At 47.1% G+C, this 26,302-nt stretch carries 26 protein-coding genes and 3 tRNA genes; 23 read left to right on the top strand and 6 right to left on the bottom strand.

All coding sequences use genetic code 11. The features are described 5' to 3' along the window. The first annotated feature begins 62 nt into the window (after positions 1-62). The 21 genes from abc-f (at position 63) to ABEQ74_RS20745 (ending at position 20,070) form a co-directional block, all read left to right on the top strand. Positions 63-2,027 carry a ribosomal protection-like ABC-F family protein gene (abc-f, locus tag ABEQ74_RS20845; RefSeq protein WP_430124046.1) on the top strand — a complete coding sequence of 655 codons (1,965 nt, stop codon included), beginning with the start codon at positions 63-65 and terminating at the stop codon, positions 2,025-2,027. 101 nt (positions 2,028-2,128) lie between these two features. Next, the gene (locus ABEQ74_RS20840) at positions 2,129-3,382 is read left to right on the top strand and encodes an LL-diaminopimelate aminotransferase (protein WP_430124045.1); all 1,254 of its coding nucleotides are present in this window, start codon (positions 2,129-2,131) and stop codon (positions 3,380-3,382) included. 323 nt (positions 3,383-3,705) lie between these two features. Beyond that, complete coding sequence (gene pyrR, locus ABEQ74_RS20835; RefSeq protein WP_430124044.1) at positions 3,706-4,266, top strand: bifunctional pyr operon transcriptional regulator/uracil phosphoribosyltransferase PyrR; 561 nt, start codon at positions 3,706-3,708, stop codon at positions 4,264-4,266. Further along, positions 4,266-5,177, top strand: coding sequence for an aspartate carbamoyltransferase catalytic subunit (locus ABEQ74_RS20830; RefSeq protein WP_430124254.1), 912 nt, complete (start codon positions 4,266-4,268; stop codon positions 5,175-5,177). The genes pyrR and ABEQ74_RS20830 overlap by 1 nt, the downstream gene beginning before the upstream one ends. Positions 5,178-5,305: 128 nt before the next feature. Next, complete coding sequence (locus ABEQ74_RS20825; protein ID WP_430124043.1) at positions 5,306-6,607, top strand: dihydroorotase; 1,302 nt, start codon at positions 5,306-5,308, stop codon at positions 6,605-6,607. A 60-nt stretch (positions 6,608-6,667) separates the two neighbouring features. Next, positions 6,668-7,804 carry a carbamoyl phosphate synthase small subunit gene (locus ABEQ74_RS20820; RefSeq protein ID WP_430124042.1) on the top strand — a complete coding sequence of 379 codons (1,137 nt, stop codon included), beginning with the start codon at positions 6,668-6,670 and terminating at the stop codon, positions 7,802-7,804. A gap of 1 nt (position 7,805) precedes the next feature. After that, entirely contained in the window at positions 7,806-11,012 is a 3,207-nt protein-coding gene (gene carB / locus ABEQ74_RS20815; RefSeq protein ID WP_430124040.1) for a carbamoyl-phosphate synthase large subunit, read from the top strand. A gap of 19 nt (positions 11,013-11,031) precedes the next feature. After that, positions 11,032-11,769, top strand: a complete 738-nt coding sequence (gene pyrF / locus ABEQ74_RS20810) for an orotidine-5'-phosphate decarboxylase (RefSeq protein ID WP_430124038.1) — start codon at positions 11,032-11,034, stop codon at positions 11,767-11,769. Further along, the gene (gene pyrE / locus ABEQ74_RS20805) at positions 11,766-12,407 is read left to right on the top strand and encodes an orotate phosphoribosyltransferase (protein WP_430124037.1); all 642 of its coding nucleotides are present in this window, start codon (positions 11,766-11,768) and stop codon (positions 12,405-12,407) included. Before pyrF ends, pyrE begins: the two co-directional genes overlap by 4 nt. Positions 12,408-12,685: 278 nt before the next feature. Continuing rightward, positions 12,686-13,471 carry a hypothetical protein gene (locus ABEQ74_RS20800; RefSeq protein ID WP_430124036.1) on the top strand — a complete coding sequence of 262 codons (786 nt, stop codon included), beginning with the start codon at positions 12,686-12,688 and terminating at the stop codon, positions 13,469-13,471. 58 nt (positions 13,472-13,529) lie between these two features. After that, on the top strand, positions 13,530-14,603 hold the full coding sequence (locus ABEQ74_RS20795) for a WXG100 family type VII secretion target (RefSeq protein ID WP_430124034.1): 1,074 nt from the start codon (positions 13,530-13,532) through the stop codon (positions 14,601-14,603). A gap of 14 nt (positions 14,604-14,617) precedes the next feature. Next, on the top strand, positions 14,618-15,388 hold the full coding sequence (locus ABEQ74_RS20790; protein WP_430124033.1) for a hypothetical protein: 771 nt from the start codon (positions 14,618-14,620) through the stop codon (positions 15,386-15,388). Continuing rightward, positions 15,385-15,654: a DUF4176 domain-containing protein gene (locus ABEQ74_RS20785; protein ID WP_430124032.1), complete on the top strand. Its 270-nt coding sequence runs from the start codon at positions 15,385-15,387 to the stop codon at positions 15,652-15,654. The genes ABEQ74_RS20790 and ABEQ74_RS20785 overlap by 4 nt, the downstream gene beginning before the upstream one ends. Before the next feature lie 37 nt (positions 15,655-15,691). Beyond that, entirely contained in the window at positions 15,692-15,964 is a 273-nt protein-coding gene (locus ABEQ74_RS20780; RefSeq protein ID WP_430124030.1) for a WXG100 family type VII secretion target, read from the top strand. A 193-nt stretch (positions 15,965-16,157) separates the two neighbouring features. Continuing rightward, positions 16,158-16,322 (top strand): hypothetical protein, encoded by a 165-nt coding sequence (locus ABEQ74_RS20775; protein ID WP_165593372.1) that lies wholly within the window; start codon positions 16,158-16,160, stop codon positions 16,320-16,322. An 83-nt stretch (positions 16,323-16,405) separates the two neighbouring features. Beyond that, positions 16,406-16,482, top strand: a tRNA-Met gene (locus ABEQ74_RS20770). A 55-nt stretch (positions 16,483-16,537) separates the two neighbouring features. Continuing rightward, positions 16,538-16,611 (top strand) — tRNA-Ile (locus tag ABEQ74_RS20765). A 557-nt stretch (positions 16,612-17,168) separates the two neighbouring features. Next, entirely contained in the window at positions 17,169-17,756 is a 588-nt protein-coding gene (locus ABEQ74_RS20760) for a hypothetical protein (RefSeq protein ID WP_430124029.1), read from the top strand. A gap of 661 nt (positions 17,757-18,417) precedes the next feature. After that, positions 18,418-18,672: a hypothetical protein gene (locus ABEQ74_RS20755; protein WP_430124028.1), complete on the top strand. Its 255-nt coding sequence runs from the start codon at positions 18,418-18,420 to the stop codon at positions 18,670-18,672. 409 nt (positions 18,673-19,081) lie between these two features. Then, positions 19,082-19,615 carry a ferritin family protein gene (locus ABEQ74_RS20750; protein WP_430124027.1) on the top strand — a complete coding sequence of 178 codons (534 nt, stop codon included), beginning with the start codon at positions 19,082-19,084 and terminating at the stop codon, positions 19,613-19,615. Between the two features lie 173 nt (positions 19,616-19,788). After that, entirely contained in the window at positions 19,789-20,070 is a 282-nt protein-coding gene (locus ABEQ74_RS20745; protein ID WP_430124026.1) for a hypothetical protein, read from the top strand. Positions 20,071-20,307: 237 nt separating this feature from the next. On the opposite strand, the gene ABEQ74_RS20740 is transcribed toward ABEQ74_RS20745, so the two are convergent. Beyond that, entirely contained in the window at positions 20,308-20,547 is a 240-nt protein-coding gene (locus tag ABEQ74_RS20740; protein ID WP_430124025.1) for a WGxxGxxG family protein, read from the bottom strand. Positions 20,548-20,838: 291 nt separating this feature from the next. On the opposite strand from ABEQ74_RS20740, the gene ABEQ74_RS20735 reads away from it, so the two are divergent. After that, a complete protein-coding gene (locus tag ABEQ74_RS20735; protein WP_430124024.1) occupies positions 20,839-21,033 on the top strand; it encodes a hypothetical protein in 195 nt (64 codons plus the stop codon). Positions 21,034-21,100: 67 nt separating this feature from the next. Here the strand turns inward: ABEQ74_RS20735 and ABEQ74_RS20730 are convergent, their stop codons facing one another. The 3 genes from ABEQ74_RS20730 to ABEQ74_RS20720 form a co-directional block, all read right to left on the bottom strand. Then, complete coding sequence (locus tag ABEQ74_RS20730; RefSeq protein WP_430124023.1) at positions 21,101-22,306, bottom strand: MFS transporter; 1,206 nt, start codon at positions 22,304-22,306, stop codon at positions 21,101-21,103. A 148-nt stretch (positions 22,307-22,454) separates the two neighbouring features. After that, positions 22,455-23,054 carry a TetR/AcrR family transcriptional regulator gene (locus ABEQ74_RS20725; protein ID WP_430124022.1) on the bottom strand — a complete coding sequence of 200 codons (600 nt, stop codon included), beginning with the start codon at positions 23,052-23,054 and terminating at the stop codon, positions 22,455-22,457. Between the two features lie 183 nt (positions 23,055-23,237). Beyond that, on the bottom strand, positions 23,238-24,002 hold the full coding sequence (locus tag ABEQ74_RS20720; RefSeq protein ID WP_430124021.1) for a polysaccharide deacetylase family protein: 765 nt from the start codon (positions 24,000-24,002) through the stop codon (positions 23,238-23,240). A gap of 306 nt (positions 24,003-24,308) precedes the next feature. Between ABEQ74_RS20720 and ABEQ74_RS20715 the strand changes: the two genes are divergently transcribed. After that, a tRNA-Leu gene (locus ABEQ74_RS20715) sits at positions 24,309-24,394 on the top strand. 85 nt (positions 24,395-24,479) lie between these two features. Here the strand turns inward: ABEQ74_RS20715 and ABEQ74_RS20710 are convergent. Then, complete coding sequence (locus ABEQ74_RS20710; RefSeq protein ID WP_430124020.1) at positions 24,480-25,748, bottom strand: tyrosine-type recombinase/integrase; 1,269 nt, start codon at positions 25,746-25,748, stop codon at positions 24,480-24,482. Positions 25,749-25,832: 84 nt separating this feature from the next. After that, on the bottom strand, positions 25,833-26,291 hold the full coding sequence (locus tag ABEQ74_RS20705; protein WP_430124253.1) for an ImmA/IrrE family metallo-endopeptidase: 459 nt from the start codon (positions 26,289-26,291) through the stop codon (positions 25,833-25,835). Positions 26,292-26,302: the final 11 nt, after the last annotated feature.

The raw sequence follows: 26,302 nt of genomic DNA, 5'->3' as shown, positions 1-26,302 counted from the left end.
TCTCCCTAATTCATATGTTGTCTGAACACTTATAGTTCGCAGCGTACAGGAGGAAATCTGGAATGAATATGATCAATGTACAAAAATTAAAGCAATACCACGGCGCTCATCTGGTCTTGGACCAGATATCGTTTGAAATACAAGAAGGCGAGAAGGTTGCGCTTATCGGAAGGAATGGAAGCGGAAAATCAACGCTGATGCGCCTGCTTGCAGGTCTGGATCAGCCAAGTGAAGGGCAGCTGGCTATAAAGAAAGGAACAAAAATCGGATATTTGGAGCAGATTCCAAGCTATATGAATAACTGGACAGTGCTGGATGTACTGGCACAGGGGTTGAGTCACTTGAAGGACTACCGGGCGGAAATGACGGAGCTTGAGCATAAGATGAGTGATCCGACCATCGCCGGAAATGCAAATCTGCTTGATCGAGTTCTGCGAAAATACTCAGCGCTTCAGGAACGGTTTGAAACCGAGGGTGGATATGAGCTGGAGGCAAGTATTGATAGAATTGCTACCGGACTGGAAATATCCAAAAGTGAGTACGGAATGACCTTCGGCTCGTTATCCGGTGGAGAACAGACTCGAGTTATGTTAGCTTCACAGCTGATCGTAAAGCCGGATTTGCTCCTGCTTGATGAACCGACCAATCATTTGGACTTAACGCGTACCGAATGGCTGGAAGGGTTCTTGCTTGAATATCCGGGAACCTGCATCATTATTTCCCATGACCGCTATTTTCTGGATCAGGTGGTGTCCAAAACGATTGAGCTTGAAGATGGCGAAGCTTTCTCTGCGTATGGCGGCTACTCCGCATTCATGAAAGAGAAGGAGGAACGCTTGCTGCAGCAGTTTGCCGACTATCAGGAACAGCAGAAAGTAATCAAGAAGATGAAGGAATCGATTAAGCAGCTGGAGGAATTCGGACGAATTGGCGGCAATGAGAAGTTTTTCAAGCGCGCGGCTTCCATGAGGCGGGCGCTGGAGCGAATGGAGCAGGTCAAGAGACCTGTCATGGAACGAAGACAAGCAGAATTTGAACTGGATCCTCACGATCGTTCCGGTCGCCGCGTGGCATCCTTTGAACAGGTTGAGGTTTCATATGGAAATCAGGCAGTGCTGAGAGGAGCTTCTGGCCTAATTGAATTCGGAGAAAAAATTGCGCTCATGGGTTCCAACGGCAGTGGGAAAACAACGCTGCTCAAAGTGTTGTTAGGTGAGCTTTCGCCCGCTTCCGGTTCGCTTGAATGGGGTGCGCGCGTCGATGTAGGTTACTTGGCTCAGCAGGAGGAACCGGACAATCCGCAGGAAACGGTGCTTCAATATTTTCGGGAAAACGCCGGAGTGGAAGAGGGAGAAGCTCGAGGGATCTTGGCAAGGTATCTATTCTATGGGGCGGCTGTCTATAGATCGGTAGGGCAGTTGTCCGGAGGAGAATGGACACGATTGAGACTCGCACTGCTTATCCACCAGAAGCCAAACCTGCTGCTACTGGATGAACCGACAAACCATCTGGATATACCCTCCCGCGAATCACTGGAGCATGCGCTGCAGGGGTACTCGGGAACTGTCCTCGCCATCTCGCATGATCGCTATTTTGTGAATCAAGTATCAGGTAAAGTGTGGGATTTGCACCAAGGCAAGCTGCAGGTCTATCACGGGAATTATGACGATTTCCGAGATAAGAAAGCTCAGTTAGAGGCGTCGTTGCAATCTATGGGCCAATTATTACAGGAGAGCGAGACTGTTCTCTTGCAGAAGGCCACGCACCAGCTGAGAACAAAAGACAAACCTGCCCAGCATGATAATCGGACTAGCAGGAACAAGCCTTCTACTGTCAGCGTCAAGTGGTTGGAGGAGGAGATTGCCCGTATAGAGACCCGAATACAGCAGCTTGACCTATGGCTTGAGTCGGATGGCGAAAGACATCAGGATACGGATATCTCGCTGCTTGAGCAGCGCTGGAATGAACGGGAGTCGCTCTCGGCCTCGCGTGACAAGCTTCTTGAGGAATGGATGGAGCTGTCTTGAAAAAGTACAAATCATTGAATATATAATACATGGTTACTCCCGCGATTTTACTGCATATTTAGGTTATACATGCAAGTTGGGGCAGGAGATGAATACAAATCATGAGTATAGACATTTACCAGAAATCGTACATTCAACAGAACTTTGCAAGTCGGATTGGCGGTGCTGATTACGGCAAAGATACAGCCATTTACAAATTTGAGAAGATCAAAAGGGCAAAGGCGGCTGCGAAGCTGGAACATCCTGATATGGAGCTGATCGATATGGGGGTTGGCGAGCCGGATGAGATGGCTGATGCACGAATCGTGGCTAAGCTTGCCCAGGAAGCAGCAAAGCGAGAGAATCGCGGTTATGCCGATAATGGAATAACTGAGTTCAAGCAAGCAGCTGCTCGTTATCTAAATAATGTGTTTGGTGTTGAGGGTCTTGATGCCGAGGCAGAAGTGCTGCACTCTATCGGCACCAAGCCGGCACTCGCGATGCTGCCGACCTGCTTCATTAACCCTGGTGATATAACCATTATGACGGTTCCCGGTTATCCGGTGCTTGGAACGCATACCAAATATCTAGGGGGAGAGGTCTTCACCGTAGAGTTAAAAAAAGAAAATGCATTCCTGCCGGATCTCAGCTCGATCCCTGATGACATAGCTCGTCGTGCTAAACTGCTCTACTTGAACTATCCAAACAACCCGACGGGAGCCAGCGCAACGGCCGAGTTCTTCGAAGAGGTAGTAGATTGGGCACGCAGGCATAGTGTGGTTGTTGTTCATGACGCTCCGTATGCCGCACTTACCTACGATGGATTGAAGCCGCTCAGCTTTCTATCCGTCCCTGGAGCTAAGGATGTCGGCGTGGAGCTTCACTCTTTATCCAAATCTTACAATATGACGGGATGGCGCATTGGTTTCCTAGCTGGAAATCCGCTTGTAGTAAAAGCGTTTGGCGACGTGAAGGATAATAACGATTCGGGGCAATTCATAGCCATTCAAAAAGCGGCAGCATATGGTCTGGATCATCCGCAGATAACAGAGAAGATCGCAGAGAAATACTCCCGCCGCCACAATATGCTGGTGGAAGTTCTGAATGAGCTTGGTTTTACGGCGGAGAAGCCAAAGGGCTCATTCTTCCTGTATGTTGAATCTCCCGTAGGTATCAAAGGCGGCCGCCGCTTCGAGTCAGGCGAAGATTTCTCCCAATATCTGATCCGCGAGAAAATGATTTCAACCGTTCCTTGGGATGACGCAGGACACTTTGTTCGTTTCTCCGTTACGTTTATCGCTGATGGTGAGGATGAGGAGAAACGCGTGATATCCGAAATTCGCCGTAGGCTTAGCGATACTGAATTCGAATTCTAATATCAAGAGATGGCATAAACCCTGCTCAGTATGGATTATTCGACACGATCACAGTTGACATCTTCTACTGTGTCTGTCATAATGAGATCAATTGAATAGCACCTTTAAATCAGTCCCGTGAGGCTGGCAAGGTAACGTGAACCGAGGTTCATTAACAGGAGGCACTAGCTCTATCTGCGGATAAATGCTGCGCTTTCCACACTAACTCTATGAGACCAACTCCTTGTCCAGCCGGGCAAGGAGTTTTTTGTGTGTAATGAACTCACGGATCGACTGGAACAATGAAGAGGGCTAATTAAACGTTATCAAGGAGGGCTTATTGGATGAGCAATGAACAGCATGTGATTATGGACGAGACGGCCATCCGCCGCGCACTTACGAGGATTGCCCACGAAATATTGGAAAAAAATAAAGGGATCGAGGATTGCGTACTGGTTGGCATTCGCACAAGAGGCGTGTTTTTGGCTCAGAGAATTGCTGAACGTATGAATGAGATTGAGGGTACCCCGATTCCTTGGGGGGAGATTGATGTGACTTCTTACCGGGATGACAGGGACAGCAAGGAAGTCTCCGAAGAGAGGGTGAAGGGAGCAAAGCTCAGTCTTGAACACCTGAACATCCATGATAAGAAGGTCATTCTGTTTGATGACGTGCTCTACACCGGACGTACGATCCGGGCAGCCATGGATGCTTTGATGGATTGCGGAAGACCTCGAATGATACAGCTTGCGGTATTGGCAGACCGTGGACATCGTGAACTGCCGATTCGACCCGATTATATTGGTAAGAATGTTCCTACTTCGAAACAAGAGGAAATTACAGTGGCGCTAACAGAAATCGACGGCAAGGACGAAGTGACGATTAGCTCAAGAGAGGATCGATAATCATGACAACGGCCATTTCATTGAAACAACGCAGCCTCTTAGGATTGAAGGATATTAGCAGAGATGAGATTGGAGCGATCCTGGATCGGGCGGCTTATTGGGAAGCGCAGCCCGAAAAAGTAGTTCCGGTACTTAAATCGAAATTTGCAGTGAATATGTTCTTCGAGAACAGCACCAGGACAAGATTTTCGTTTGAAATGGCCGAAAAAAGACTAGGAGCCGAGGTCATGAACTTTGCGGCGGCAGCATCCAGCGTGGAGAAGGGAGAGTCGATCTATGACACCGTGAAGACGCTGGAATCCATGGGAGTGGATGCAGGTGTCATCCGGCTGAAGCCAGCCGGTGTACTTCAGGAGCTGGCGAAGCGGATCTCGATTCCCCTGGTCAATGCAGGAGACGGCAATAATGAACATCCTACGCAAGCGTTGCTTGATCTCTATACGATGAAGAAAAAATTCGGCGAACTTAAAGGATTAACGGTTTCGATCATTGGAGATGTCAAACATAGCCGGGTTGCAAGATCAAACTTGTGGGCATTGCAGAAGTTTGGGGCCCATGTGCAATTCTGCGCACCGGAAACGATGCAGGCGCCGGAGTTAGCACAATATGCACCCTATGTGTCAATGGAGAAAGCATTGAAGGCAGATGTAGTGATGATGTTGAGGGTTCAGCTGGAACGTCATAACGAAGGTGTATTTAAATCCAGCGTGGAGTACAGGCAGCATTATGGTCTGACGGAAGAACGGGCGGCCAAGCTGTCGGAGCACACGATGATTATGCACCCGGCACCGGTGAATCGGAATGTTGAAATCGACGATGCAGTTGTAGAAAGTCCTAAATCGGTGATATTCAAGCAGATGGCGAACGGAGTGCCAATTCGCATGGCTGTTATGGAGCGAGCAATGGGCTGATGAGGCTGGATAACGTGAATGTCAGGACAGATGAATAAATTATCAATATTTATACACAAATATGAATTTTTATTATACAATATACAAAGAAGCTGAAGCGGTGCTTCTTTTCGCGGAGGGGAACCAAGATGCAAATGCAAGTGATAAAGAATGCCAAAGTGATCAATGAACAAGGACAGCTCGACGTTAAACATATCGTCATAGCAGAAGGGTTGATTCAATCGGTTGTCAGTGATGTGGCAGCCCTGCCGGAACTGGGCGATAACGTTAAGATAATCGATGCCGAGGGCAAACTGGTCACTCCGGGATTCATCGATATGCATGTGCACTTGAGAGAGCCGGGTTACGAGCATAAGGAAACGATTGAAAGCGGCAGCCGTTCGGCAGTCAAAGGCGGCTTTACAACCATCGCCTGTATGCCGAACACCAGACCGGTGACCGATTCACCGGAAACCGTGAAGCTGGTGCTGGATAAGGCTAGCGAAGCAGGTCTGGCCAAGGTTCTGCCTTACGCAGCCATTACCAAAAATGAACTCGGCCGCGAGCTGACGGATTTTGAGGCACTCAAGGCTGCAGGTGCGATCGGGTTTACGGATGACGGCGTTGGTGTGCAGAATGCACAGATGATGAAAGATGCCATGAAGAAAGCCAAAGCGCTCGGTATGCCGGTCATTGCTCACTGTGAGGATGACTCGCTGGTGAAAGGAGCTTGCGTAACGGAAGGCAAGTTCGCACAGCAACATGGCTTGAAGGGAATACCTAATGAATCGGAAGCGATCCATGTCGGTCGGGACATATTGCTTACAGAGGCAACAGGCGTACATTACCACGTATGCCATGTGAGCACAGAGCAGTCCGTCCGCTTGATCCGCCAGGCCAAGGCGATTGGCATCTCGGTAACTGCTGAGGTGTGTCCGCACCATCTGGTTCTCTCCGACGAAGATATTCCCGGCCTGGATGCCAACTGGAAGATGAATCCGCCACTGCGCTCCCCGCGTGATGTGGAGGCATGTATAGAAGGACTGCTCGATGGCACGCTGGACATGATCGTAACCGATCATGCACCCCATAGCGCTGAAGAAAAAGCAAAAGGTATGGAGCTTGCCCCATTTGGTATCGTGGGATTCGAAACAGCGTTCCCGCTGCTCTATACGAAGTTTGTTGCCACAGGCAAATGGGATCTCGACCTGCTGGTGAAACGAATGACAAGCGATCCGGCAAGAGTATTCGGACTTGCAACGGGGATGCTGGAAGCGGGTAAGCCAGCGGACCTGACCATGATTGATCTTGAAGCAGAGAAAGAGGTGAATCCGGAAGAGTTCGCGACTAAAGGCCGCAACACGCCATTCACTGGCTGGAAGCTGAAGGGCTGGCCTGTGATGACTTGGGTGGACGGCGAAGTGAAATGGTCCGAGCAGCACGGATTTTAAGTAACACTTAGGCAAAAGACTTATAAAATAAATTACACATAGATGACAGGAGTGATCGGGATGCAGGCAAGATTGTTACTGGAGGACGGGACGCTTTTCACCGGAAAATCTTTTGGCGCAGAAGCTGAAATGACCGGAGAGGTTGTATTTAATACAGGGATTACAGGATATCAAGAGGTGCTGAGCGACCCGTCTTACTGTGGACAGATCGTGACGATGACGTACCCATTGATTGGCAATTACGGTATTACGCGAGATGATTTCGAATCGATACGACCATTCGTCCACGGGTTTGTCGTTCGCCGACATGAGCCTGTTCCTAGTAATTGGCGTGCCGAATATAGCGTTGACAGTTTATTGAAGGAATACGGAATCCCTGGTATAAGCGAAGTTGATACGCGGATGCTAACCCGTATCATTCGTCACTACGGTACGATGAAGGGCATTCTGACCACTTCCAACAAGCCCGTAGAAGAACTTAAAGAGATGCTCGGAGATACGACCATCGCTGAATTGCGTAATCAGGTGGCAAAAACCTCAACTCCGCAAATGTTCTCAAGCCCAGGCACCAAAGAGCGAATTGTTCTGGTTGACTTCGGTGCAAAAAGCGGCATTCTGCGTGAGCTGACATCTCGCGGCTGCGATGTTGTGGTCGTTCCGCATGATACGACGGCAGAGGAAATCCGCAGGCTTCATCCGGATGGAATTCAGTTGTCTAACGGTCCTGGGGACCCGAAAGATGTTCCATATGCTGTCGACATGATTAAAGAAATCCTGGGCGAGTATCCGATCTTTGGCATCTGTCTCGGTCACCAACTGTTTGCACTGGCTGCCGGTGCTGATACTGAGAAGCTGAAGTTTGGTCATCGTGGTGGTAATCATCCAGTAAAAGAGCTTGCCAGCGGCCGCTGTTATATCACTTCCCAGAATCATAGTTTTGCAGTTAGAGAAGATTCCATCAAGAACACGAATTTGGAAGTTACACATATCAACAATAACGACAAGACAATTGAAGGTTTGAAACACTCGAAATATCCGGCCTTCTCCGTGCAATATCACCCTGAAGCTGCACCTGGCCCGCTCGACAGCAGCTACCTGTTTGATCAATTTCTCGATATGATCAGAAACCATAAACAGAATGAAATTCGGAAACCGCGCCAGGCGGTTCTGGCCGCAGCCGTGAAGGGAGCTCATTAATATGCCTAAGAATGAAACTTTAAAAAAGATACTTGTCATCGGCTCCGGTCCGATCGTTATCGGCCAAGCTGCGGAATTTGACTACGCCGGAACACAAGCTTGCCAAGCACTGAAAGAAGAGGGCATCGAGGTTGTGCTCATCAACAGCAACCCGGCGACCATCATGACAGATACCAATATGGCGGACAAAGTATATATCGAGCCGATTACACTGGACTTTGTAACACAGATCATTCGTCAAGAGCGTCCGGACGGACTGCTCCCAACACTCGGTGGGCAAACCGGTCTGAACATGGCCGTTGAGCTTGCTCGTGCGGGGATTTTGGAACAGGAGAACGTTAAGCTGCTCGGAACGCAGTTAGAGTCGATTGAGAAAGCGGAAGACCGCGACTTGTTCCGTGAACTCATGCGAGAACTTGAGCAGCCTGTGCCAGAGAGCACCATCGTTACGACATTGGAAGAGGCACTTGATTTCGCAAGCGAGATTGGCTATCCGCTGATCGTTCGTCCGGCGTATACGCTTGGCGGCACCGGCGGCGGTATCTGCGCAACTGAAGAGGAACTGCGCGAAACCGTCAGCTCCGGCCTTCGTTACAGCCCGATTACCCAGTGTCTGATTGAGAAGAGTATCGCAGGCATGAAAGAAGTCGAGTACGAAGTAATGCGTGACGCGAACGATAACTGCATTGTGGTATGTAATATGGAGAACTTCGATCCGGTCGGTGTTCATACTGGCGACAGTATCGTTGTGGCCCCGAGTCAGACGCTGTCCGACCGTGAATATCAAATGCTCAGATCCGCATCGCTCAAAATCATCCGCGCTCTGAATATCGAAGGCGGTTGTAACGTGCAATTCGCACTGGATCCGGACAGCTACCAATATTATGTTATCGAGGTTAACCCTCGGGTCAGCCGCTCTTCTGCCCTGGCTTCCAAGGCAACAGGTTATCCAATCGCGAAGATGGCAGCAAAAATCGCAATGGGTTACACGCTGGATGAGATCGTTAACCCGGTTACGGGCCAGACTTATGCATGCTTTGAGCCTACGCTGGATTACATCGTCAGCAAAATTCCGCGTTGGCCATTCGACAAGTTCATTCACGCGAATCGGAAGCTGGGTACCCAGATGAAGGCAACGGGCGAAGTGATGGCGATTGGCCGCACATTTGAGGAATCCATCCATAAAGCGGTTCGCTCCCTGGAGATCGGCGTGCACCGCCTGTACCTGAAAGGCGCTAACGAGCTGAGTGATGAAGTGCTCCAGCAGCGTCTGATCAAGGCCGATGATGAACGGATCTTCCTGATCGCCGAAGCATTCCGCCGGGGATATGAACTGCAGCAGATTCAAGATCTCACCAAGATCGATTGGTGGTTCCTGGATAAGATCGAGCGCCTGATCCAATATGAAGATCATATTCGCAGCGAAGCGTCACTGACTTACGAAACGCTGTATGAAGCGAAGCGCCTTGGCTTTACGGATCGCGCCATTGCTGAACTGCGCGCCGAAGGTAAGGCCAGCACGCACACAACCGAGGAGTCGATCAAATTCCTGCGCAGTGAGCATGGATTGCGTCCAGTTTACAAAATGGTGGACACTTGTGCTGCGGAGTTCGAAGCAACGACACCGTATTATTACTCGACTTACGAAACAGAGAATGAAGTTATCGAATCAGCCAAGGAGAAGGTCGTTGTGCTGGGGTCCGGACCGATCCGGATCGGTCAAGGGATTGAGTTCGATTACTCTACGGTACATGCTGTATGGGCGATCCAGAAGGCGGGATACGAAGCGGTTATCATTAACAACAACCCGGAGACCGTCTCCACTGACTTTAATACATCAGATCGTCTCTACTTCGAGCCGCTCTTCCTGGAAGATGTCATGAACGTCATCGAGCAGGAGAAACCAATTGGCGTTATCGTACAGTTTGGCGGACAGACAGCGATTAACCTGGCTGAGCCGCTCAGCAAAGCGGGCGTGAAGATTCTGGGTACCAGCCTGGAAAGCATTGACGAAGCCGAAGATCGTAAAAAGTTCGAAGCCCTTCTGTCCAGACTGCAGATTGCCCAGCCAAAAGGTAAAACCGTAATTTCAGTCGACGATGCGGTGGAAACAGCACAATCACTGGGATACCCGGTATTGGTAAGACCATCGTATGTACTTGGTGGACGTGCAATGGAAATTGTATACTCCGACAGCGAGCTGCTCAGCTATATGGAAGAAGCGGTTAAGATCAACCCGGAACATCCGGTTCTGATTGACCGTTACATGATGGGTGAAGAAGTGGAAGTAGACGCAATCTGCGATGGCGAAACTGTCTTGATTCCAGGGATTATGGAACATGTCGAACGCGCTGGGGTTCACTCCGGGGACTCGATCGCGGTATATCCGCCTCAGTATTTGTCCCAGGATTTGAAAGACAAGATCGTCGAAATTACGATCAAGATTGCCAAAGAGCTGAATACGCGCGGACTTGTCAACATCCAGTTCGTTATATATAAAAATGAAGTGTACGTAATCGAAGTGAATCCGCGTTCTTCCCGGACGGTTCCATTCTTGAGCAAGGTGACCGGCATTCCGATGGCGAACCTGGCAACTCAGGCTATTATGGGAGGCAAGCTGAAGGATCTGGGTTACGAGGAAGGCATGTGGCCGGAAAGCGAGCATGTATCGGTTAAAGTGCCGGTGTTCTCCTTTGCTAAGCTTCGCCGCGTCGAGCCAACGCTTGGACCGGAAATGAAATCCACCGGTGAGGTTATGGGCCGTGACGTGAAGTATGCCAAAGCTTTGTACAAAGGTCTGATCGGTGCAGGCATGAAGATTCCTTCAACAGGCGCGATCATCGCCACGATTGCTGATAAGGACAAGGCGGAAGCTGCTGCACTGTTGAAAGGCTTCCACAAGCTTGGATATAAAATCATTGCAACAGGCGGCACGGCAGCAGCGCTGAAGGAAGCGGGCCTTGACGTGACGACTATCAACAAGCTGTCCGAAGGAACACCGAACATTCTGGATATGATCCGTACAGGTGAAGCGAACTTCGTCTTTAACACATTGACCAAGGGCAAAACCCCGCAGCGTGACGGATTCCGAATCCGCCGTGAAGCGGTAGAGAATGGTGTAGTATGTATGACCTCGCTCGATACGGTTCGTGAACTTCTCACGATGCTGGAGACCATCAACTTCTCCTCTGAAGCGATGCCGGTTTAATCGAGAAGGAGGGGTATAGATGAACGCCAGCTACAATGAAATGGCGGGCCGCCTGATGGTGGCCCTGGATTACCCGGATGCCGAGCATGCAAAGGCTTTGGTACAGAAGCTGGAGGGAATCCCGTGTTATATGAAGGTCGGCATGCAGCTGTTCTATGCTGCAGGTCCTGACTTTGTAAAAGAATTAAAATCAAAAGGCTACTCCGTGTTCCTGGATGTGAAGATGCATGATATTCCAAACACGGTAAAAGGCGGCTCGCATAGCGTAACGCGGCTCGGTGTGGACATGTTCAATGTCCATGCCAGCGGCGGCATGCTGATGATGCAGGCGGCAAAAGCCGGGGCGGAGGCCGCAGTGGCGGACACCCCGGGTCTTGCCATGCCTACAATCATTGCTGTAACACAGTTGACCAGCACGAGTCAGGATGTCATGAATCACGAAATTGGTATTCCGGGTTTGGTAGAAGATGCGGTCGTACGGTACGCTAAGCTTGCTCAGCAAGCCGGACTGCATGGTGTTGTCGCTTCGTCGCTTGAAGTGGAGGCCATTTCACATGCCTGCGGAAATTCGTTTAAAACCGTGATACCAGGCATCCGCCCGGCTGGCGCGGATATCGGTGACCAGTCCCGGGTCCTTACCCCTGGAGAAGCGATTCGCAAGGGCAGTCATTATCTGGTCGTCGGTCGTCCGATTACGGCGTCACCTGATCCGAGACAAGCTGCTGTACAAATTATAGAGGAGATGGTTCAAGCATGAGTACACTCGCGAATATTCCACAACAGATCGCATCCTATTTGCTGAAGATTGAGGCAGTATCCCTTCGGCCTCACCAGCCGTTTACATGGACTTCGGGTATCAAATCCCCGATCTACTGTGATAATCGCCTGACCATGTCCTATCCTGAAATTCGCGACTACATTGCTGAATCGTTTGCTGCCGTTATTCGGGAGCAATATCCGGAGGCAGAGGCAATTGCCGGAACGGCCACAGCCGGGATTCCGCATGCGGCTTTTGTATCTCAGAAAATGAACCTGCCGATGTCGTATATTAGGGACAAAGCAAAGGGACACGGCAAGGAGAACCTGATCGAGGGTTTGATTAAACCCGGACAGAAGGTGGTCGTAATTGAGGATCTGATCTCCACTGGCGGCAGCTCTTTAAAGGCTGCACAGGCAGTAAAGGATGCAGGTGCAGAGCCGCTGGCCGTACTGGCTATTTTCAGCTATCAGCTGGATAAAGCGGTACAAGCTTTCTCCGATGCCGGGATTCCTCTGCAGAGTTTGTCTAATTACAGTGCACTCATTGAGGTAGCATTATCTGAGAATCGGATTCAGAAAGAGGATGTAGAGCTACTTCAATCCTGGAGAGCAAATCCTGCATCATTTGGTGTGTAAATAAATCTTCGTTTCAAGAGCGGCCGCCGTCTCTGGCATTATCCAGAGCGGCGTCTTTTTTTGTTTAGACGATAGCTCCAAGCATCTCATAAACCGATGAATCTATCCTAGAAAATGACATTTTCCGCTCCTTGTTTTATTATCGTCTGATTTGGGTATATCTTCCTATAAATTTAGGGCCAGGACTTGGTAGAGGGGAAGAAGATGTTTCACCTATAATGGTAATGATACCTGCGAATTGGAAATAGACAGAAGAAAATGTAAGGAGGAGAGACCTTTTGGATCGTGCATCGAGGATCAAACTGACCGGCAAACAATTTTTTGTGTTAACCGGCATTGTTGGTGCGAGGGCTGTGATTGGACTGGAGGATCCTTTTCGCGGAACATTGGCTGAGGAGATGCCAGGTGAAATTGCCAAGGTGGAACAAGAGTTGTCCGAACAGGGTTTGATTGATACAAGCAGCAGTGAGCCTGTTCTTCTCCAGAAATTACTCGAATACATAGAAGTATGCAGCAGGACACTGCTGACGATTCATATAAGAGTATCTGGCTTCGAAGACGAACAGAAGGAATGTTTCATTTATTATAGTTCAAGTCTTGTTGTAAAAGCGGAAATTGAAAGCGACTCAGACGGTACTAGAGCCTATGTGCTGCAAGAACTGGGAACTCCTTCGCAAGCTTGGCTGAAGATTATGAGCTACTTGCAGCTGGAGGATAGGAAAAACCGGGATACAGGTCAACTGACACTGCCTAAAGGTTGGTTACAACAGTGGATCCATGCCGGACAGGGTGATGGGGAGCCTCAGAAACACCTGCTCGCTCAAGGCTATTCGAAATCAGTTGTTTCTTCCCTGGTTGACAGCGTCAGCCATCCGGAGCGATATGCTGCATTTACAGCGTATTATTGTCCGAATCTCAACTGCAGAGTTCAGGGAATCGAGCTGTTGAGGGGCAAAGATGCCAACTGGCTGATTCGCAGCGAAGGTGACCAAGATCAGATATGGGGTGCCACGGTAACGGAAATCATCCGTGAACTTGGTGCAGTCATTGAACGTGTAAAGTAAGAATTCTGGTTCCCTCTGTGAACACCTTCCCGATTAAACACATGGAGGATTGTTACTTATGACCAAAATACGTGTGGTGCCCGAAATGCTGAGCCAGCAAGGAGCAGCGGTATCTGATATTGCACGGGAAGTCCAGCAGCTTCAAGAGCGGATGCAGCAGCGCATTCAGAGCATGGCTTGGGAATCGCGTCATCGTGCCCAGGTCGAGCAGCGTCTCGCCCAATGCCGTGCCGCTTGCCAGTCCGTGGTAAGCCGTCTGGAGCAAAACCGCGGGCAGCTTGTGAAGAAGGCGGGGGATTTTTCGGAGACAGATCAATCACTTGGGAACCAGTTGTCCTTCGGCAAGCAAGCGGTCGCACAGGTTTGCCCGCATCTGCTGCTTCAGACGAGTCTGGCACAGAACGGGAATAAAAAGGCAGATCCACCGGTGACGGCGGCAGGTGTTGAATTCAATGCACTTGCGCCATTTGGCGGATCAACGGATCAATGGATGAACAATCCGCTAACATCAGCAGGGGTATTGTTCGGAACAGCAACCGCATCGGGTACGATGTACAAATACTGGGATATGTACCGGAACGGTTTTGGCGTGTGGCTTGAGAAGGACAAGCGCGGCAACATGCGCGCTAACGTCACCAACGGTATGCTGGCTAATATCCGAAAGAAATCCTACGCTGAATATAACTGGAGAAGTCATCCGAGGATTCCTAAATATGTTCTGCCCGGTGCGGCCGTAAAGGATTCGCTTAGCTTGAAAGGCGGCAAGCTCGGTTATGCAGGCATCGCCTTGCAGACGGTAGGTAATTTGGTAACCAATATCAACGAGCACAAGAGCGGCGCTAAAATCGCGGGAGATGCTGTCGTCGATGTGGGGGTCGGAGTCGGTACGGTGGTCGCATCAGCAGCTGCTGGAGCGAAAGCGGGTGCGCTTATTGGGACAGCTGTAGGTGGCCCAATCGGTACTCTTGCAGGTGCAGCCATCGGTTTCGGTGTGTCGGTAGGCGCTTCCTATGTGATGGATGGCATCAAGTTCGCAGATTTTGACGGGGATGGTAAGAAGGATACCATCACCGAAGGTTTGAAAATGGGGGCACAGAAGATAGGCTCTACGATAGCAGGCTGGTTTAAATAAGGGGAGTGTCGAGGATGAGTACGAAGGTTTCCGAGGAAGAGCAGTTTCATTTCCGGCTTATCCCCGCCGAGCAGATTCGGGGCGGCATTGTATGCTTTTTGTTTATAATGCTGATCCCTGTATTGGTTACGCTGGCAGCACCGATGATGTCGGTGTATTTCTATGTGGCCGCGGGGGTGTGGGTGGCTATGCTGCTATGGGGCCTGGGGCTGAGTACAGACCCGTATCGGGCCGAGGTTAGTTTTGTCCTGTATTTAGGAATATACGGCTTGGCACTAGCTACTGCTTGTCAGGCCGCCATATTAAAAATGATGTATGACATGGCTGGTGTGGATTCCATCGGATACGGGCTTAGCTCTGTAGGGGTTATGCTGGTGCTACTCGTTGCTTTTTACTTGTTGCATGTAAGAGCTCTGCAGCAAAGGTCTTACCAGTCCATGGAGCGAAACGGAAGCATAGGAAAAGCAGGTAAAGCAGCTTTCCTGTTGGCCGGGATCGGCTATACAGGATATTACATCATTGTTGCTGTTGCTGGGGATCTTGGTGGATTTGTAATGGGAATGGCGGCTTTTTCCGTGCTGCTGCTACTCGGTTTGTACATGGCCGTCGTGTTTATTCATCGGTATATCTTTATTCTGAATCATATGGATCATTTGAAGGCGCATTATCCTGTTCTGGGATTACCGAAAGAGAAACGGAATGCGGCTTATTTAAACAAAATGAATCAAGGCAATAAGGCTCCGGCATCGCAAAGAAAGAGTAAGAAAAGGAGAGGATCGTTATGACGCAACAATTACTGCCTAATGGATCGATTGTCATTTTGAAGGAAGGCGAGAAGAAGCTGGTGATTTACGGTCGCAAGCAGATTTTGGCGCTTGAAGAGTCGCAGATGTTCGACTATTTGGCATGCCCATATCCCGAAGGGTATGTCAGTCCGGAGTTTGCTTATGTTTTTAATCATGAAGATATCCGGGATATTATCTTTACCGGTTACCAGGATGAAGAGGAAGAAGAATTTCAAGCTGTTCTGGCAGAGGTCAAGCCAGAGTAAATAATTCATTCACAATCATACTGGGAGGAGGGGAGCTATGTCTGGACGAATTGAAGTGTCCCCTGAAGAGCTGCGTCGTGCCGCGGCAGATATTCGAAGCGGGAGCGAGCATGGTGGCGAATTGGTTGCAAGGCTGTCGCATGTCATTGAAACGTTAAATGCGGAATGGGAGGGAGTTTCCCAGCAGCGATTCCGTACTGAAGCGGAGGAGACGAAGGCACAGCTTATGAATTTCATCCAGATGATGAATACGATGGAGCAGGAGCTAATGAGCATCGCTGCACGGTTTGTAGAGGCTGACGGCCAGTAAACTTAATAATGTGCGCTGCAAGGGGAATAACCAGTTGGATTCCGATAACGATGTGATTGCAGGACGGCTGGTTATCGTCTTTTTAACGGAGGAATAGGTATGAATTTCATGGGGAGGTGGATTTTTTCTGGGAGCTTGGACATACTAGGGTGACAGCATAATATTATGATCTCTCGGTAAGGAGTCGCATAGAATGAACTGGGTATATTATGGAAAGCTTTATACAACCAAGTTTCAGGCGGGGTGTTTTGCTAAGAGGCTGGAACAGGATGGATGGCTGTTTGGGTTTCATGATCCGCGGCTTGTTGAGATTTACCGTTCCAAAAAAGGTCGTTATGGTGTCCGATTTATACCTTAACGAAAATTCCATCAAAACAGTACTTGACTTCAACTAGGTAAATGGTGTATATTTATTCTTGTCGCTGTTTCATACAGCATTGCCGCGGGGTGGAGCAGTTCGGTAGCTCGTCGGGCTCATAACCCGAAGGTCGTAGGTTCAAATCCTGCCCCCGCAACCAATTTAATTTCATTGTATGTATGACGTCCTTATGTTTATGTGTACTTGTATGTTCAGGGCCCTTAGCTCAGTTGGTTAGAGCGGTCGGCTCATAACCGATTGGTCACAGGTTCGAGTCCTGTAGGGCCCACTCACAGAAAAACCCTTGCGATGCAAGGGTTTTTTGCTATTTGTAAGGTTAATTATTTGATGGTATATCAGACGATAATAGGTTGCGCTCAATGAATTGCTAACGCATTTGCTAACGGGAGCTTAGTAATCAACAGGACTAAGGTCTGTTTGAGCGAGTTTAAGGAGCGTGACAACAAGTGTCGAAGATTCTTGGCTTTTTAATAGTGGAGGAAGGATCACTACTCAATAACAACGGAAAGTATAGTTTGGAATTTATTGATTACGCACCTTAGGGTGCTTTTTTTATTGGGGCTAATCATGGAGATCAGGGTCATACCAATAGTTCGAATCAACCAAGTGGCATACAATCCAAGAGTGGATTTACAGCCCGGAGATCCGGAGTATGAATAGCTAAAGCGAAGCATAGAAGAGTTCGGCGATGTGGAGTCGATAGTTCGCGTAGGGGTTTCAGTTGAGAAAATTGAGCGATTTGACCTATCATTTGTCCATATCCATTAAATTCAAGGACTCATATATATGTTAAGGATTCGTTGATAAAAAAGGAGGAGGCATGAAATGGGCAAAAGAACAGGACTAGGAAAGGCAAATAATACGCTCAAACAGCTACAAGCACCTAGAAGACAGAAAGGAATCTGGGCGGGTAGCGTTGCAAAGGCAATGAGAACGATAATTGCCGCACAAAGATCATTGAATGCACAAAATCCGGTTGTTATTAATCAAAGAACCCGGAGAATAAGTACGAATCGAAATTGGGTAAACGCACTGGAAATCGAGCGAAATCCAGCATGGGTAGCGCCGCAAGCTGGTGAATCGTACGTTTGGGGAAGAAATGACCCTAACGGTCCTGCTGCTGTGGTCGCCAGAAGATTTACGATTAGAGACAATATTCAAAGAGCTAGTTTATTCCTGGCCGTTGATAACTTTGCCATTGTTTTAATAAATGGCCGGTCGGTAGTTATCGACAATCCGCAAGGCAATGTTTCATTCTTTAATCCGGGAAGATCGTTTAATATTAGGCGTTTCCTTCGGAGAGGTACAAATGATATCGTGATCGCCGCTTTTAACTTCCCATCAAATGCAAACAGAAGCGGAGATAATCCAGCTGGTGTCCTTGCACGTATCGAAATTGAACTAGAAGATTAGTCCCTTAGTATCTCTTAGTTCAACCGGTTGCGAACGCGATAACGTTGCTGAAGTCGTGATCAGCGCCATGTTCGAGTTTTATTCGCCGCAACTGATTAAGCTAACGGGACCAGTGTATAGAACAAACCGTCTAATGATTGGGCGGTTTTTCTTATGCCAAGATATATAGAAAGGGGAACGACCATGAGAACATCGCAGGATAAAGGCATCTTGATGCAGCATGAGCCCACGGTGCTGGAATGAATCATTGAGTCAAAGGAACAATACCGGAAGATTGTTAAGGAAGCTATCGCCCAATGGGTTAAGGACCTCCAGGCTGAACATATAATGATGAAGGCGGTCGCTGACTTGGAGCGGCTGATGGAATTGGATATTAAGCTTCAGAAGGATGATGAGTTCTGATTTCCTTCATCGTGTTAGACAAGTCTTAAAAATCCTTATAGTGTAGATAGCCACCTTGTGAAGGTGGACTACACCACAAATTAAGTGACCTGGCGTGTGCTTAGTTATATAAGAAAATATCAGAGTCTATATCTATGAGTAGTTAAGATTCCTGAATATCTGACTCTATATTGAAAACCACATGAAGGTGATCGGTTGTAAGCAAAGAAAAAGGCGAGTATGACACGCACGGCTGCATGAATGCGTCATAAGACCGGGCGTGACTCTTCTCGCCTTATTGTTATCATTTTCAAATATTAATCTTCGTCTCTCCTCATTTGGTAGTGGTGGTGAAAATGGTGATGATGGTGATGATGATGATGGATCATATGCTGGCCTGACGGTTGACTATATGGATGAAAATGTGGGTGATGGGCATGCTCATGGCCATAATGATAAGGCTGTGGCTCCCGTTGTTGATTTTCTTGAACGCTATAGCTTTGTTGATTCATCGATCTTCTCCCTTTCGTCATGAGATAGTGCATATTATGTATGCAAATGAATAGTGACACTTGACCTAAATAAATTGGGCTCCCAAGATAATTACTAAACCCAATGGATGCCAACTTTCTAGCAATTATCATCGGGTCTCTACTGACTCTACATGGATCGTAAGGGGATGATTACACAACGTAAGATTGAGGTGCTGGCGGTGAAGGATGGGCGAGTTCGAGCGAAGTGTTTGCAGATAGGAGCGCCGCGCGTATTTTTGGAAAGCAATATTCTCTCGATGAAGATCTGTAGGGGTAACCGGTGCGCATCCTGATCTGGGTATAGAAGCAATATTTGCCCGAAATCCCTGAATTTTAGACGGTGGACATGATTCCTAACTTCAAATCGGGAATAGAATGTTATGAAACAAATCGGGAGGTGAAAAAATGCCCATGAATAACATACCGCTTTATTATCCCTTTAGTTCAGAGTCAACTTGTTATCCTGGTTATCCATATTATCGTGGTGAATCTCAAGAAGCTACTTACAAATCGTTAGAAGAGGCACTGACATTAATTGAACAAGCAGTTTCCGGTGAGCGAGAAGATGAGCTGTTTTATGATTATTTAATTTCCGTAGCACCTACCCAGCAGGAGAAAGATATTATTAGCAGTATCAGGGATGATGAGCGTAGACATAATAAGATGTTTCGTATGATTTATGAGGCATTTACCGGAAGAGCGATCCAGACTCCAACGGAAGTACAGTTCGAAAAACCTCAATCCTTTATTGAGGGTGTTGAAAAAGCTTTAATGGGTGAGTTAAAAGCAGTTGAAAAGTACCGTAATATCAGGGCAGGCCTGCCAAACCAATACTATCGGGATATGATTTTTGAGATTTTGACTGATGAACTTAAGCATGCAAGTAAGTATAATTTTATCATGAACTTGGATCTCAGAAGAAAAGTAAAGGATCTAACGAGTTAATATCCCTCTTACTATATGTTCTAAACGGAGTGATGTAATGGATCAGGATGAGGGTAAGCGCATTATTACGTTTATTGTTATAGTTATAATCATTTATTCATTTATCACGGGGCCGCCAGAAGCTGATGGAGGGGTTGAACCAGTAATAGTGGGTTAGTTTGGGGGTAAGAGCAGTGAGAAAAATTGGAAATAACGGTAATGAAAAAAACAAGAGAAACGGTAAAAACAAAAAAAACTCACTGCCTAAATTATCCCCTGCTCAGATTGCAGTTGTTGTCGGTATACTTACCAATGCTTTGAAAGTTAACTCTGTCCTAGTCGATAAAGACCAGAGGGTGGAAATTTTATTAGAAGGTTCACTTAGAAAGAAAACAAAAGCTGATAAACTTGCGGAAGACCTTGATGATATTAGCGTAAGTGATTTAATTGAAGCATTTATCTTACGACAAGGGTAGCAGTTGAACATTTCACCTTTGTCGTTTTATTTTTATATAATTACCTGTAGCTATTTTTCATTTTTGCGCGATTCTTGGGCATTATCAAACATGAATTCTCCGGCGGTTGTTAGGTCAGTCCTATATCTCTTACAAATAGAAAAACCCTTGCTCTGCAAGGGTTTTTCTGCTATTTATCATGATACGCCTTATGATCGAAAGAACAATCAACAGGCAGCTTCAGACGCAGAACCTCTTCTACTGACGCTCTGGCGAGCGTCGTTTAAGACCTGCCAAGCCGACGAGGCCAAGCAATCCAAGCCATCCCCAGTCTGTACGTTTATCCTGAGTCGTAGCATTGGTGTGGTAACTGTTGGTGTTCACATTGTTTGTGTTCATATCGTTTCTGTTCATGTTGTTATATTCTGCAAAAGCAGGAACAACAAGAACCAAGGCAATACTCCATGCAGCCAAGAAAGACACGCAGATTTTCTTCATCGTTTTACCTCCCTCCAGGTCGATTTAGACTGATGTTGGTTCAGGTGCCAAAATTATCGTGCCCAGAAGGTTCTATAATATTCTAATTAACCAGAACTATAAGGGGTGTGCAAGCACTTTAGGGGAATATTGGAGTCGATATAATATACTGTGTATTGCAACATGCTGTTTAATTGAAATTACGGGCGACTTCAGGTACATTTTAGATGGAGTCGGAAGAATCCATGAGTAAATGATGAGAGCTGGTTAAGCAGCGAGCAACGGATTCGTACATAGGATGGGGGATCATCGATGTCAGGATGGATTTTAGATCAATCATGGGGTTTACCTGTGTTAATGGCCTTTTTAGTGATCGTATTCGTATTTGAAACAAGGAAAGCTTTCAAGGCATACAAGGAACAAAAACGATTTGAGTTAGGATGGGCTTTATTATTTGCACTTGTGGCGTTACTGGCGATTGTGATCCTGGCCACGAATGGAAGATAACGACAGAGTATAAACAAGACCCCACCGAGAACAGGTGGGGTCTTGTCATGTTGTTAAGGCTGAGCTGTTAATGTTCATTCATGACAGCTTCAGTAGCTTCCCAGGCCCTCCCTGCACGCATGGCCAGGAAGAAGCAGAGGATGAGGACGATGGAGGCGGAGATATATGGAAAGTTGATATTTAAATCAAACAAATAGCCTGCCAGGAGCGGCCCAGCAATATTACCCAGGCTGGTATAAGCTGAGTTCAGGCCGGCGACGTAGCCTTGCTCATCTTTCGCCAGCTTGGACATTTGCGTACCGATGGCGGGACGCAGGATGTCGATGGACAGGAACACCAGGAAGGTTACCAGGAAGATGAGCCAGTATTTATGGACAAACAGCGTTAATAGAATGCACACGCCTGCAGTCAGCAAACTGAGTGTAATGACTCTTTTCTCACCGAATCGATTCAGGATCCAGCCAAAGATCGTCGCTTGCACGACAGCACCCGCGATCGAACCAAAGGTAATGATCATGGCTATATCTTTCGGCGTGAAACCGAACTTATGATCCACGAAGAGACCAAACACGGTCTCATAATTAGCAAGACCGAATGAGAGAACAAACACGATAATCAAACTCAGGAAATAAGGTTCCTTAAATGAACGGACCAGCTGTACAGCCAAACTTTCCTTCCTTTGCCCGAGCACGGTAGGGGCTTCTCGTTTAGCGGAGGACTCTGGAAGCAGCAATAACGTAATTAATGCGGCTACTGCTCCTGCAATGGCTGCAGCGTAGAAGGGCACACGAATACCGAACTCCGCAATAAAGCCCCCAATGCCAGGTCCAATAATAAAGCCGGTCGTAATCGCAGCATTGATGAAGCCCATTCCTCTGGCGCGTTCTTCATTCGAAGTCACGTCAGCCGTGTAAGCCATAATAGCGGGCATAATAAGAGCAGCGCCGACGCCACCCAGCATCCTGGACGCAAAGAGCAGAACTGGCGTACTGGCAGCTCCGAACATCCATTCCGAGAAGGCGAACACGATCATACCGGAGATGATAATTTTCTTCCGTCCTACGGTATCAGATAATCTTCCCGCTAGAGGCGAGAACAATAGCTGTGTTAATGAAAAGGCAGCAACGAGCATGCCTACCGTACTGCCGCTGATATGCAGTTCGGTCATATAGGTTGGCATAATAGGTATGACGAGCCCGATGCCGGTGAACACTAAAAATATGTTGAACATAAGGAGCAGGATCGCTCCCTTATTTCGCACTAGTAGTGACATGATGATATCCTCCAAAAATATAAGGCCATTTATTCCGAGATAAAGAATGAGTAAGGCTTACCCAATCCGTTATACTGAACGTTCGGTTTGTAATGGGACGAAAGAGATTCTCCATGAATTGGAGGCTAAATAAAAAGGCAGCAAATGATCAAGATTTCTTTTCGATGCCATACAGAAATACTTTAATGGCAGCATGATAAAGGGAAAGTGCATTTTCCACCTTCGTAATTCGCGACATCTGGCTTAAGCCTACAATGAGGCTCTCAAAGATGATGGACAGCTGCTCTACGTTATGATTCTCAAATTCCCCGCGGTCTATCCCTTGCTGTAGTAACTTCTGGTTGAACTCCAAATGACTCCGAATGATCTGAACGATTCGTTGCTCCACGTCTTCGGTCATGTTGTCATTGCTGTTCATAAATTCATCCAGCGCTTTGGAAAAAGGGTGATTCAGGTCATCAAACACCAATTGATCAGCAATTCCGTACAGCTTATCAATGGTGGTAGTGTACTGCTGTTCTTTGCAACTCCATTTCTGTTCCCATTCAAGGTCCCACTCCTCGATCAAGTACAGAAACAGCCCTTCCTTGCTCTTAAAGTGATAATAAATATTTCCTTTGCTGCTGCCGGTGGCATCCACAATTTCTTCAATAGAAGTTGATTTGTAACCTTTTTGCATAAACAGTGTTTTGGCGGCGTCAGCAATGCGTCGCTTGGTATCTTCTGTCTGTTGCTGTTTTTTATTCACGCATGTTCCACGTCCCTCCTAATTCCCTTACCTATCCTAATCTTATATACTGAACGTTCGTTCTGTATCTTATCAAATGAAATTACGATGTTCAAGTGGAAATTAACATGATAATGAGTACGACTCAAAAGATCTGCAAGAAAACCGTTACCAGAGTGGCAACGGGTAGCTGGATCCTATGATTCAATGGTTCACTTCCATGAATTTATTCGTTTTTTCCTGATATGACATTAGCTCTGAGACTGTAACAAATTCAAACCCTCTTTTTTGAAGCTCTGGCAAAATGATAGCAAGTGCTTCTACCGTCTGTGTACTGCTTGGCACAAAGTCATGCATTAATACGATGTCTCCGTTGCGAGCGTTATCGAGAACTTTTTTCACTATCCGGTTGACACCGGGCTTCCGCCAGTCCAGCGTATCCTGATGCCATGACCATAACACGGTTAGCATACCGAAATCTTTGCTTGTTCTCACTATCGAATCATTGTAGCTGCCACCAGGTGGGCGGAATAATACACTTTTTACTCCGGTTGCATCAAAGATTGCTTCCTGGGTCTGGTTCAATTCACTTAATAATTTTTTGCTGCTGATATTGTGAAAGGGCGGGTGGGTGTAGGAATGATTGCCGATTTCATGTCCTTCCTGCAGTTCCCTGGATACGATGCCTGGATGCTGCTTAACCCGGTTGCCGACAACAAAGAAGGTGGCTTTGGCGTCGTACTGCTTTAATAAATCCAAAATTTTCATCGTGCTTTGATTATCGGGCCCGTCATCAAACGTAAGAGCAATTACTTTGCTGTGCGTAGGTACCTCCCACAATATTTCGCCGCGTTCCTCATAATAGTCTCGGCCCCTTGAAGCGGAAGGCCCTTGACCTGCATTCGCATTCATTGGATAGCAAAGGGAGAGGGAGAGGGCAACCCACAGAATGATAAGACATTTTTTCATGATGATCTATCCTTTTCTCTATAGTTCCTGTCTTAATGAAACATGCAAGCTTTATTATCATTTGCAGACTCGGACATATTATTCTGAACATGATACAATTCAGGTTATTTGTAAATCAGTGATTACCTTAAGATCAAATGCAAAAAATATATTGACATCATATGGATAGACATGTTATTATCGATTTTGTCGCCAGAACGAAATATGCTTGGTTGCTGTCGTAAGATATTCCACTAGTTAGCTCGGAATCCCATGCGACGTGACGAATTAAGCGTAGTGTAAAACGCGGGAATACCGTATCAATATGCCGGGGTGGCGGAATTGGCAGACGCACAGGACTTAAAATCCTGCGGTAGGTGACTACCGTACGGGTTCGACCCCCGTCCTCGGCATTATAATTACTAAGCGAAAACCCTTGATCCCAAAGGGTTTTTCTTATATCAGGATCATAATTTTTATGACCGGTCTTTTTCATTATCAGCTGCCTTTTTTATTGTTGGGGACGGATTGGGGACGAATTTTTGGATCAAATGAATCCCAATGCGATGCTGTCCTGTGACTCATTTTTTTAGTTACATGTGTGTAGGTTTGCGTTGTGATCTGCGGGGTGGAGTGACGAAGCTGCTGCTGGATCTCCTTGATCGAGGCGCCCTGGCTCAATAAGTACGTTGCGTTTGTATGTCGAAGGCCATGTAAGGAGACATTCCTGAAACCATTCTTCTTACACCATTCAGTCCATCGCTGGGAAGGAGTGGTGTGATAGTATGGTTTGCCAGATCCTGAATGAAAGACATAATTCTTTTCGCCACCAAGCCATTTATCCTTAGCTTTCATTTCCAGTTTAAGGCGCCGCATTTTTTTTACATGGGTTTTTAAGTCAGCCATGTACCAACCGGGCATGTATACATAATCATCTGAAGCCTCGTTTTTGGCATCAGTCACCACAGCCTGTCCACCTTCGGTGTGTGATATATTTTCGTCAACACGGATCCGATTTTCAGTAAAGTCAATATCATCCTCAGTAAGCGCGATCAACTCGCCTCGGCGGAACCCTCCAAGGATAGCACCGAGAAAGTAAAGCCTCCATGGCGTGTCTGATTTAAGTAACGCTCCAATTACGTGCTCAGCTTCTTCATCTTCGAAAAAGTTTTTTCGATCCTTCCACGCTTTTTTATCCTCTTTGCTCACTTGTGGCCGCTTTATGCCTTCTAACGGGTTACGTGAGATAACACGCCATTCTACCGCTCGTTTAAATATGCTATTAGTTACATCAAAGGTATATTGGATCGTTCTCGATTTGATTGGTTCATCTTTTTTACCATCGGCTCGACTGCCTGGTTTTCTCATTTTGGCAAATAAATCAACCATCATCATCGTTGTGATTTCATCCAGTCGGAGATGACCTACTGTTGGTAATACATGGTGTGTAATCTTCGAACAATGAGATAGGTATGTCGTCCGTTTAAGGGTCAGAGCAGCAAATTTAGGTTGCCACTCATTGACAAAGAAATCTTTAAAAGTCATTCCGGATGGAGTAATATAGTTTCCGCTCAAAACTTCTTGTTTGAATTGAGCCAATTCGTCATTCAAATAGTCCCTTAACCGCTTGGTCGTCTTCAATAAAGAATCGTCCTCGACTGTGATCGTTTTCCTTTGGCGATTACGAGTACCATCTGCATGCGTTCCAAGATCTATGGTCAGTCGCCATGTTCGCTCGCCACGTTTTTCAATACTTCCCTTTGCCATTTCTTACATCACTCCAAACATATGTTCTTTTTTTATGTATAGTAAACAGCCTTGCGGCCGGTAAGCGTGAAGGTTGAAAAAATACTATTCTACTTTAACAACCCATAACGGGTCTAAAAAGATAACGTAATTTTGGTAACCTGCGATTAATCCGTACTTATCGCGATACCTATCTATAGTGGCTTGTAAAAATTCTTCTGTAACACCAAGGAAATCGGCGATTTCATGTCTTCCGTTTACTTTTGCTTGGCGGACTTCGACGATCGCCGATAATGGAATGAGTTTTTCGTAGGCCCATTGTCTTGCTCGGAGTTCCTGCTTCCGGTTGCGAACATCCTGCTGATTGAGTATATCTCCTGTTGAAGTATGGTGATGGCCAATTTCCTCAGCTAAGATGCAAACCTTCTCGATACAATTCTCAAGATCTTTATCAATGCAAATAATGTTATCCGAATAAAGGCCTTTTAATGTTCCAATGAGGGGTCGCTCGAAAACCTCGATCCCCTCGCTTTGCGCCTCAATAAGCAGGCTTTCATATGACATACTCACGATGG

Source organism: Paenibacillus solani (genome assembly GCF_050475945.1).
GTDB lineage: Bacteria > Bacillota > Bacilli > Paenibacillales > Paenibacillaceae > Paenibacillus_AQ > Paenibacillus_AQ solani_A.
The sequence above is the reverse complement of the archived record's forward strand: the minus strand, read 5'-3'. Positions and strand labels throughout refer to the sequence as shown.

Coding starts and splice junctions, on each gene's coding strand:
- ABEQ74_RS20740 (WP_430124025.1), bottom strand. CDS start 20,547: ATGAAGAAAATCTGCGTGTCTTTCTTGGCTGCATGGAGTATTGCCTTG.
- ABEQ74_RS20840 (WP_430124045.1), top strand. CDS start 2,129: ATGAGTATAGACATTTACCAGAAATCGTACATTCAACAGAACTTTGCA.
- ABEQ74_RS20730 (WP_430124023.1), bottom strand. CDS start 22,306: ATGTCACTACTAGTGCGAAATAAGGGAGCGATCCTGCTCCTTATGTTC.
- pyrE (WP_430124037.1), top strand. CDS start 11,766: ATGAGTACACTCGCGAATATTCCACAACAGATCGCATCCTATTTGCTG.
- ABEQ74_RS20735 (WP_430124024.1), top strand. CDS start 20,839: ATGTCAGGATGGATTTTAGATCAATCATGGGGTTTACCTGTGTTAATG.
- ABEQ74_RS20825 (WP_430124043.1), top strand. CDS start 5,306: ATGCAAATGCAAGTGATAAAGAATGCCAAAGTGATCAATGAACAAGGA.
- ABEQ74_RS20760 (WP_430124029.1), top strand. CDS start 17,169: ATGGGCAAAAGAACAGGACTAGGAAAGGCAAATAATACGCTCAAACAG.
- ABEQ74_RS20795 (WP_430124034.1), top strand. CDS start 13,530: ATGACCAAAATACGTGTGGTGCCCGAAATGCTGAGCCAGCAAGGAGCA.
- ABEQ74_RS20710 (WP_430124020.1), bottom strand. CDS start 25,748: ATGGCAAAGGGAAGTATTGAAAAACGTGGCGAGCGAACATGGCGACTG.
- ABEQ74_RS20720 (WP_430124021.1), bottom strand. CDS start 24,002: ATGAAAAAATGTCTTATCATTCTGTGGGTTGCCCTCTCCCTCTCCCTT.
- ABEQ74_RS20820 (WP_430124042.1), top strand. CDS start 6,668: ATGCAGGCAAGATTGTTACTGGAGGACGGGACGCTTTTCACCGGAAAA.
- ABEQ74_RS20775 (WP_165593372.1), top strand. CDS start 16,158: ATGAACTGGGTATATTATGGAAAGCTTTATACAACCAAGTTTCAGGCG.
- ABEQ74_RS20705 (WP_430124253.1), bottom strand. CDS start 26,291: ATGTCATATGAAAGCCTGCTTATTGAGGCGCAAAGCGAGGGGATCGAG.
- ABEQ74_RS20790 (WP_430124033.1), top strand. CDS start 14,618: ATGAGTACGAAGGTTTCCGAGGAAGAGCAGTTTCATTTCCGGCTTATC.
- pyrF (WP_430124038.1), top strand. CDS start 11,032: ATGAACGCCAGCTACAATGAAATGGCGGGCCGCCTGATGGTGGCCCTG.
- ABEQ74_RS20780 (WP_430124030.1), top strand. CDS start 15,692: ATGTCTGGACGAATTGAAGTGTCCCCTGAAGAGCTGCGTCGTGCCGCG.
- ABEQ74_RS20750 (WP_430124027.1), top strand. CDS start 19,082: ATGAATAACATACCGCTTTATTATCCCTTTAGTTCAGAGTCAACTTGT.
- carB (WP_430124040.1), top strand. CDS start 7,806: ATGCCTAAGAATGAAACTTTAAAAAAGATACTTGTCATCGGCTCCGGT.
- abc-f (WP_430124046.1), top strand. CDS start 63: ATGAATATGATCAATGTACAAAAATTAAAGCAATACCACGGCGCTCAT.
- pyrR (WP_430124044.1), top strand. CDS start 3,706: ATGAGCAATGAACAGCATGTGATTATGGACGAGACGGCCATCCGCCGC.
- ABEQ74_RS20785 (WP_430124032.1), top strand. CDS start 15,385: ATGACGCAACAATTACTGCCTAATGGATCGATTGTCATTTTGAAGGAA.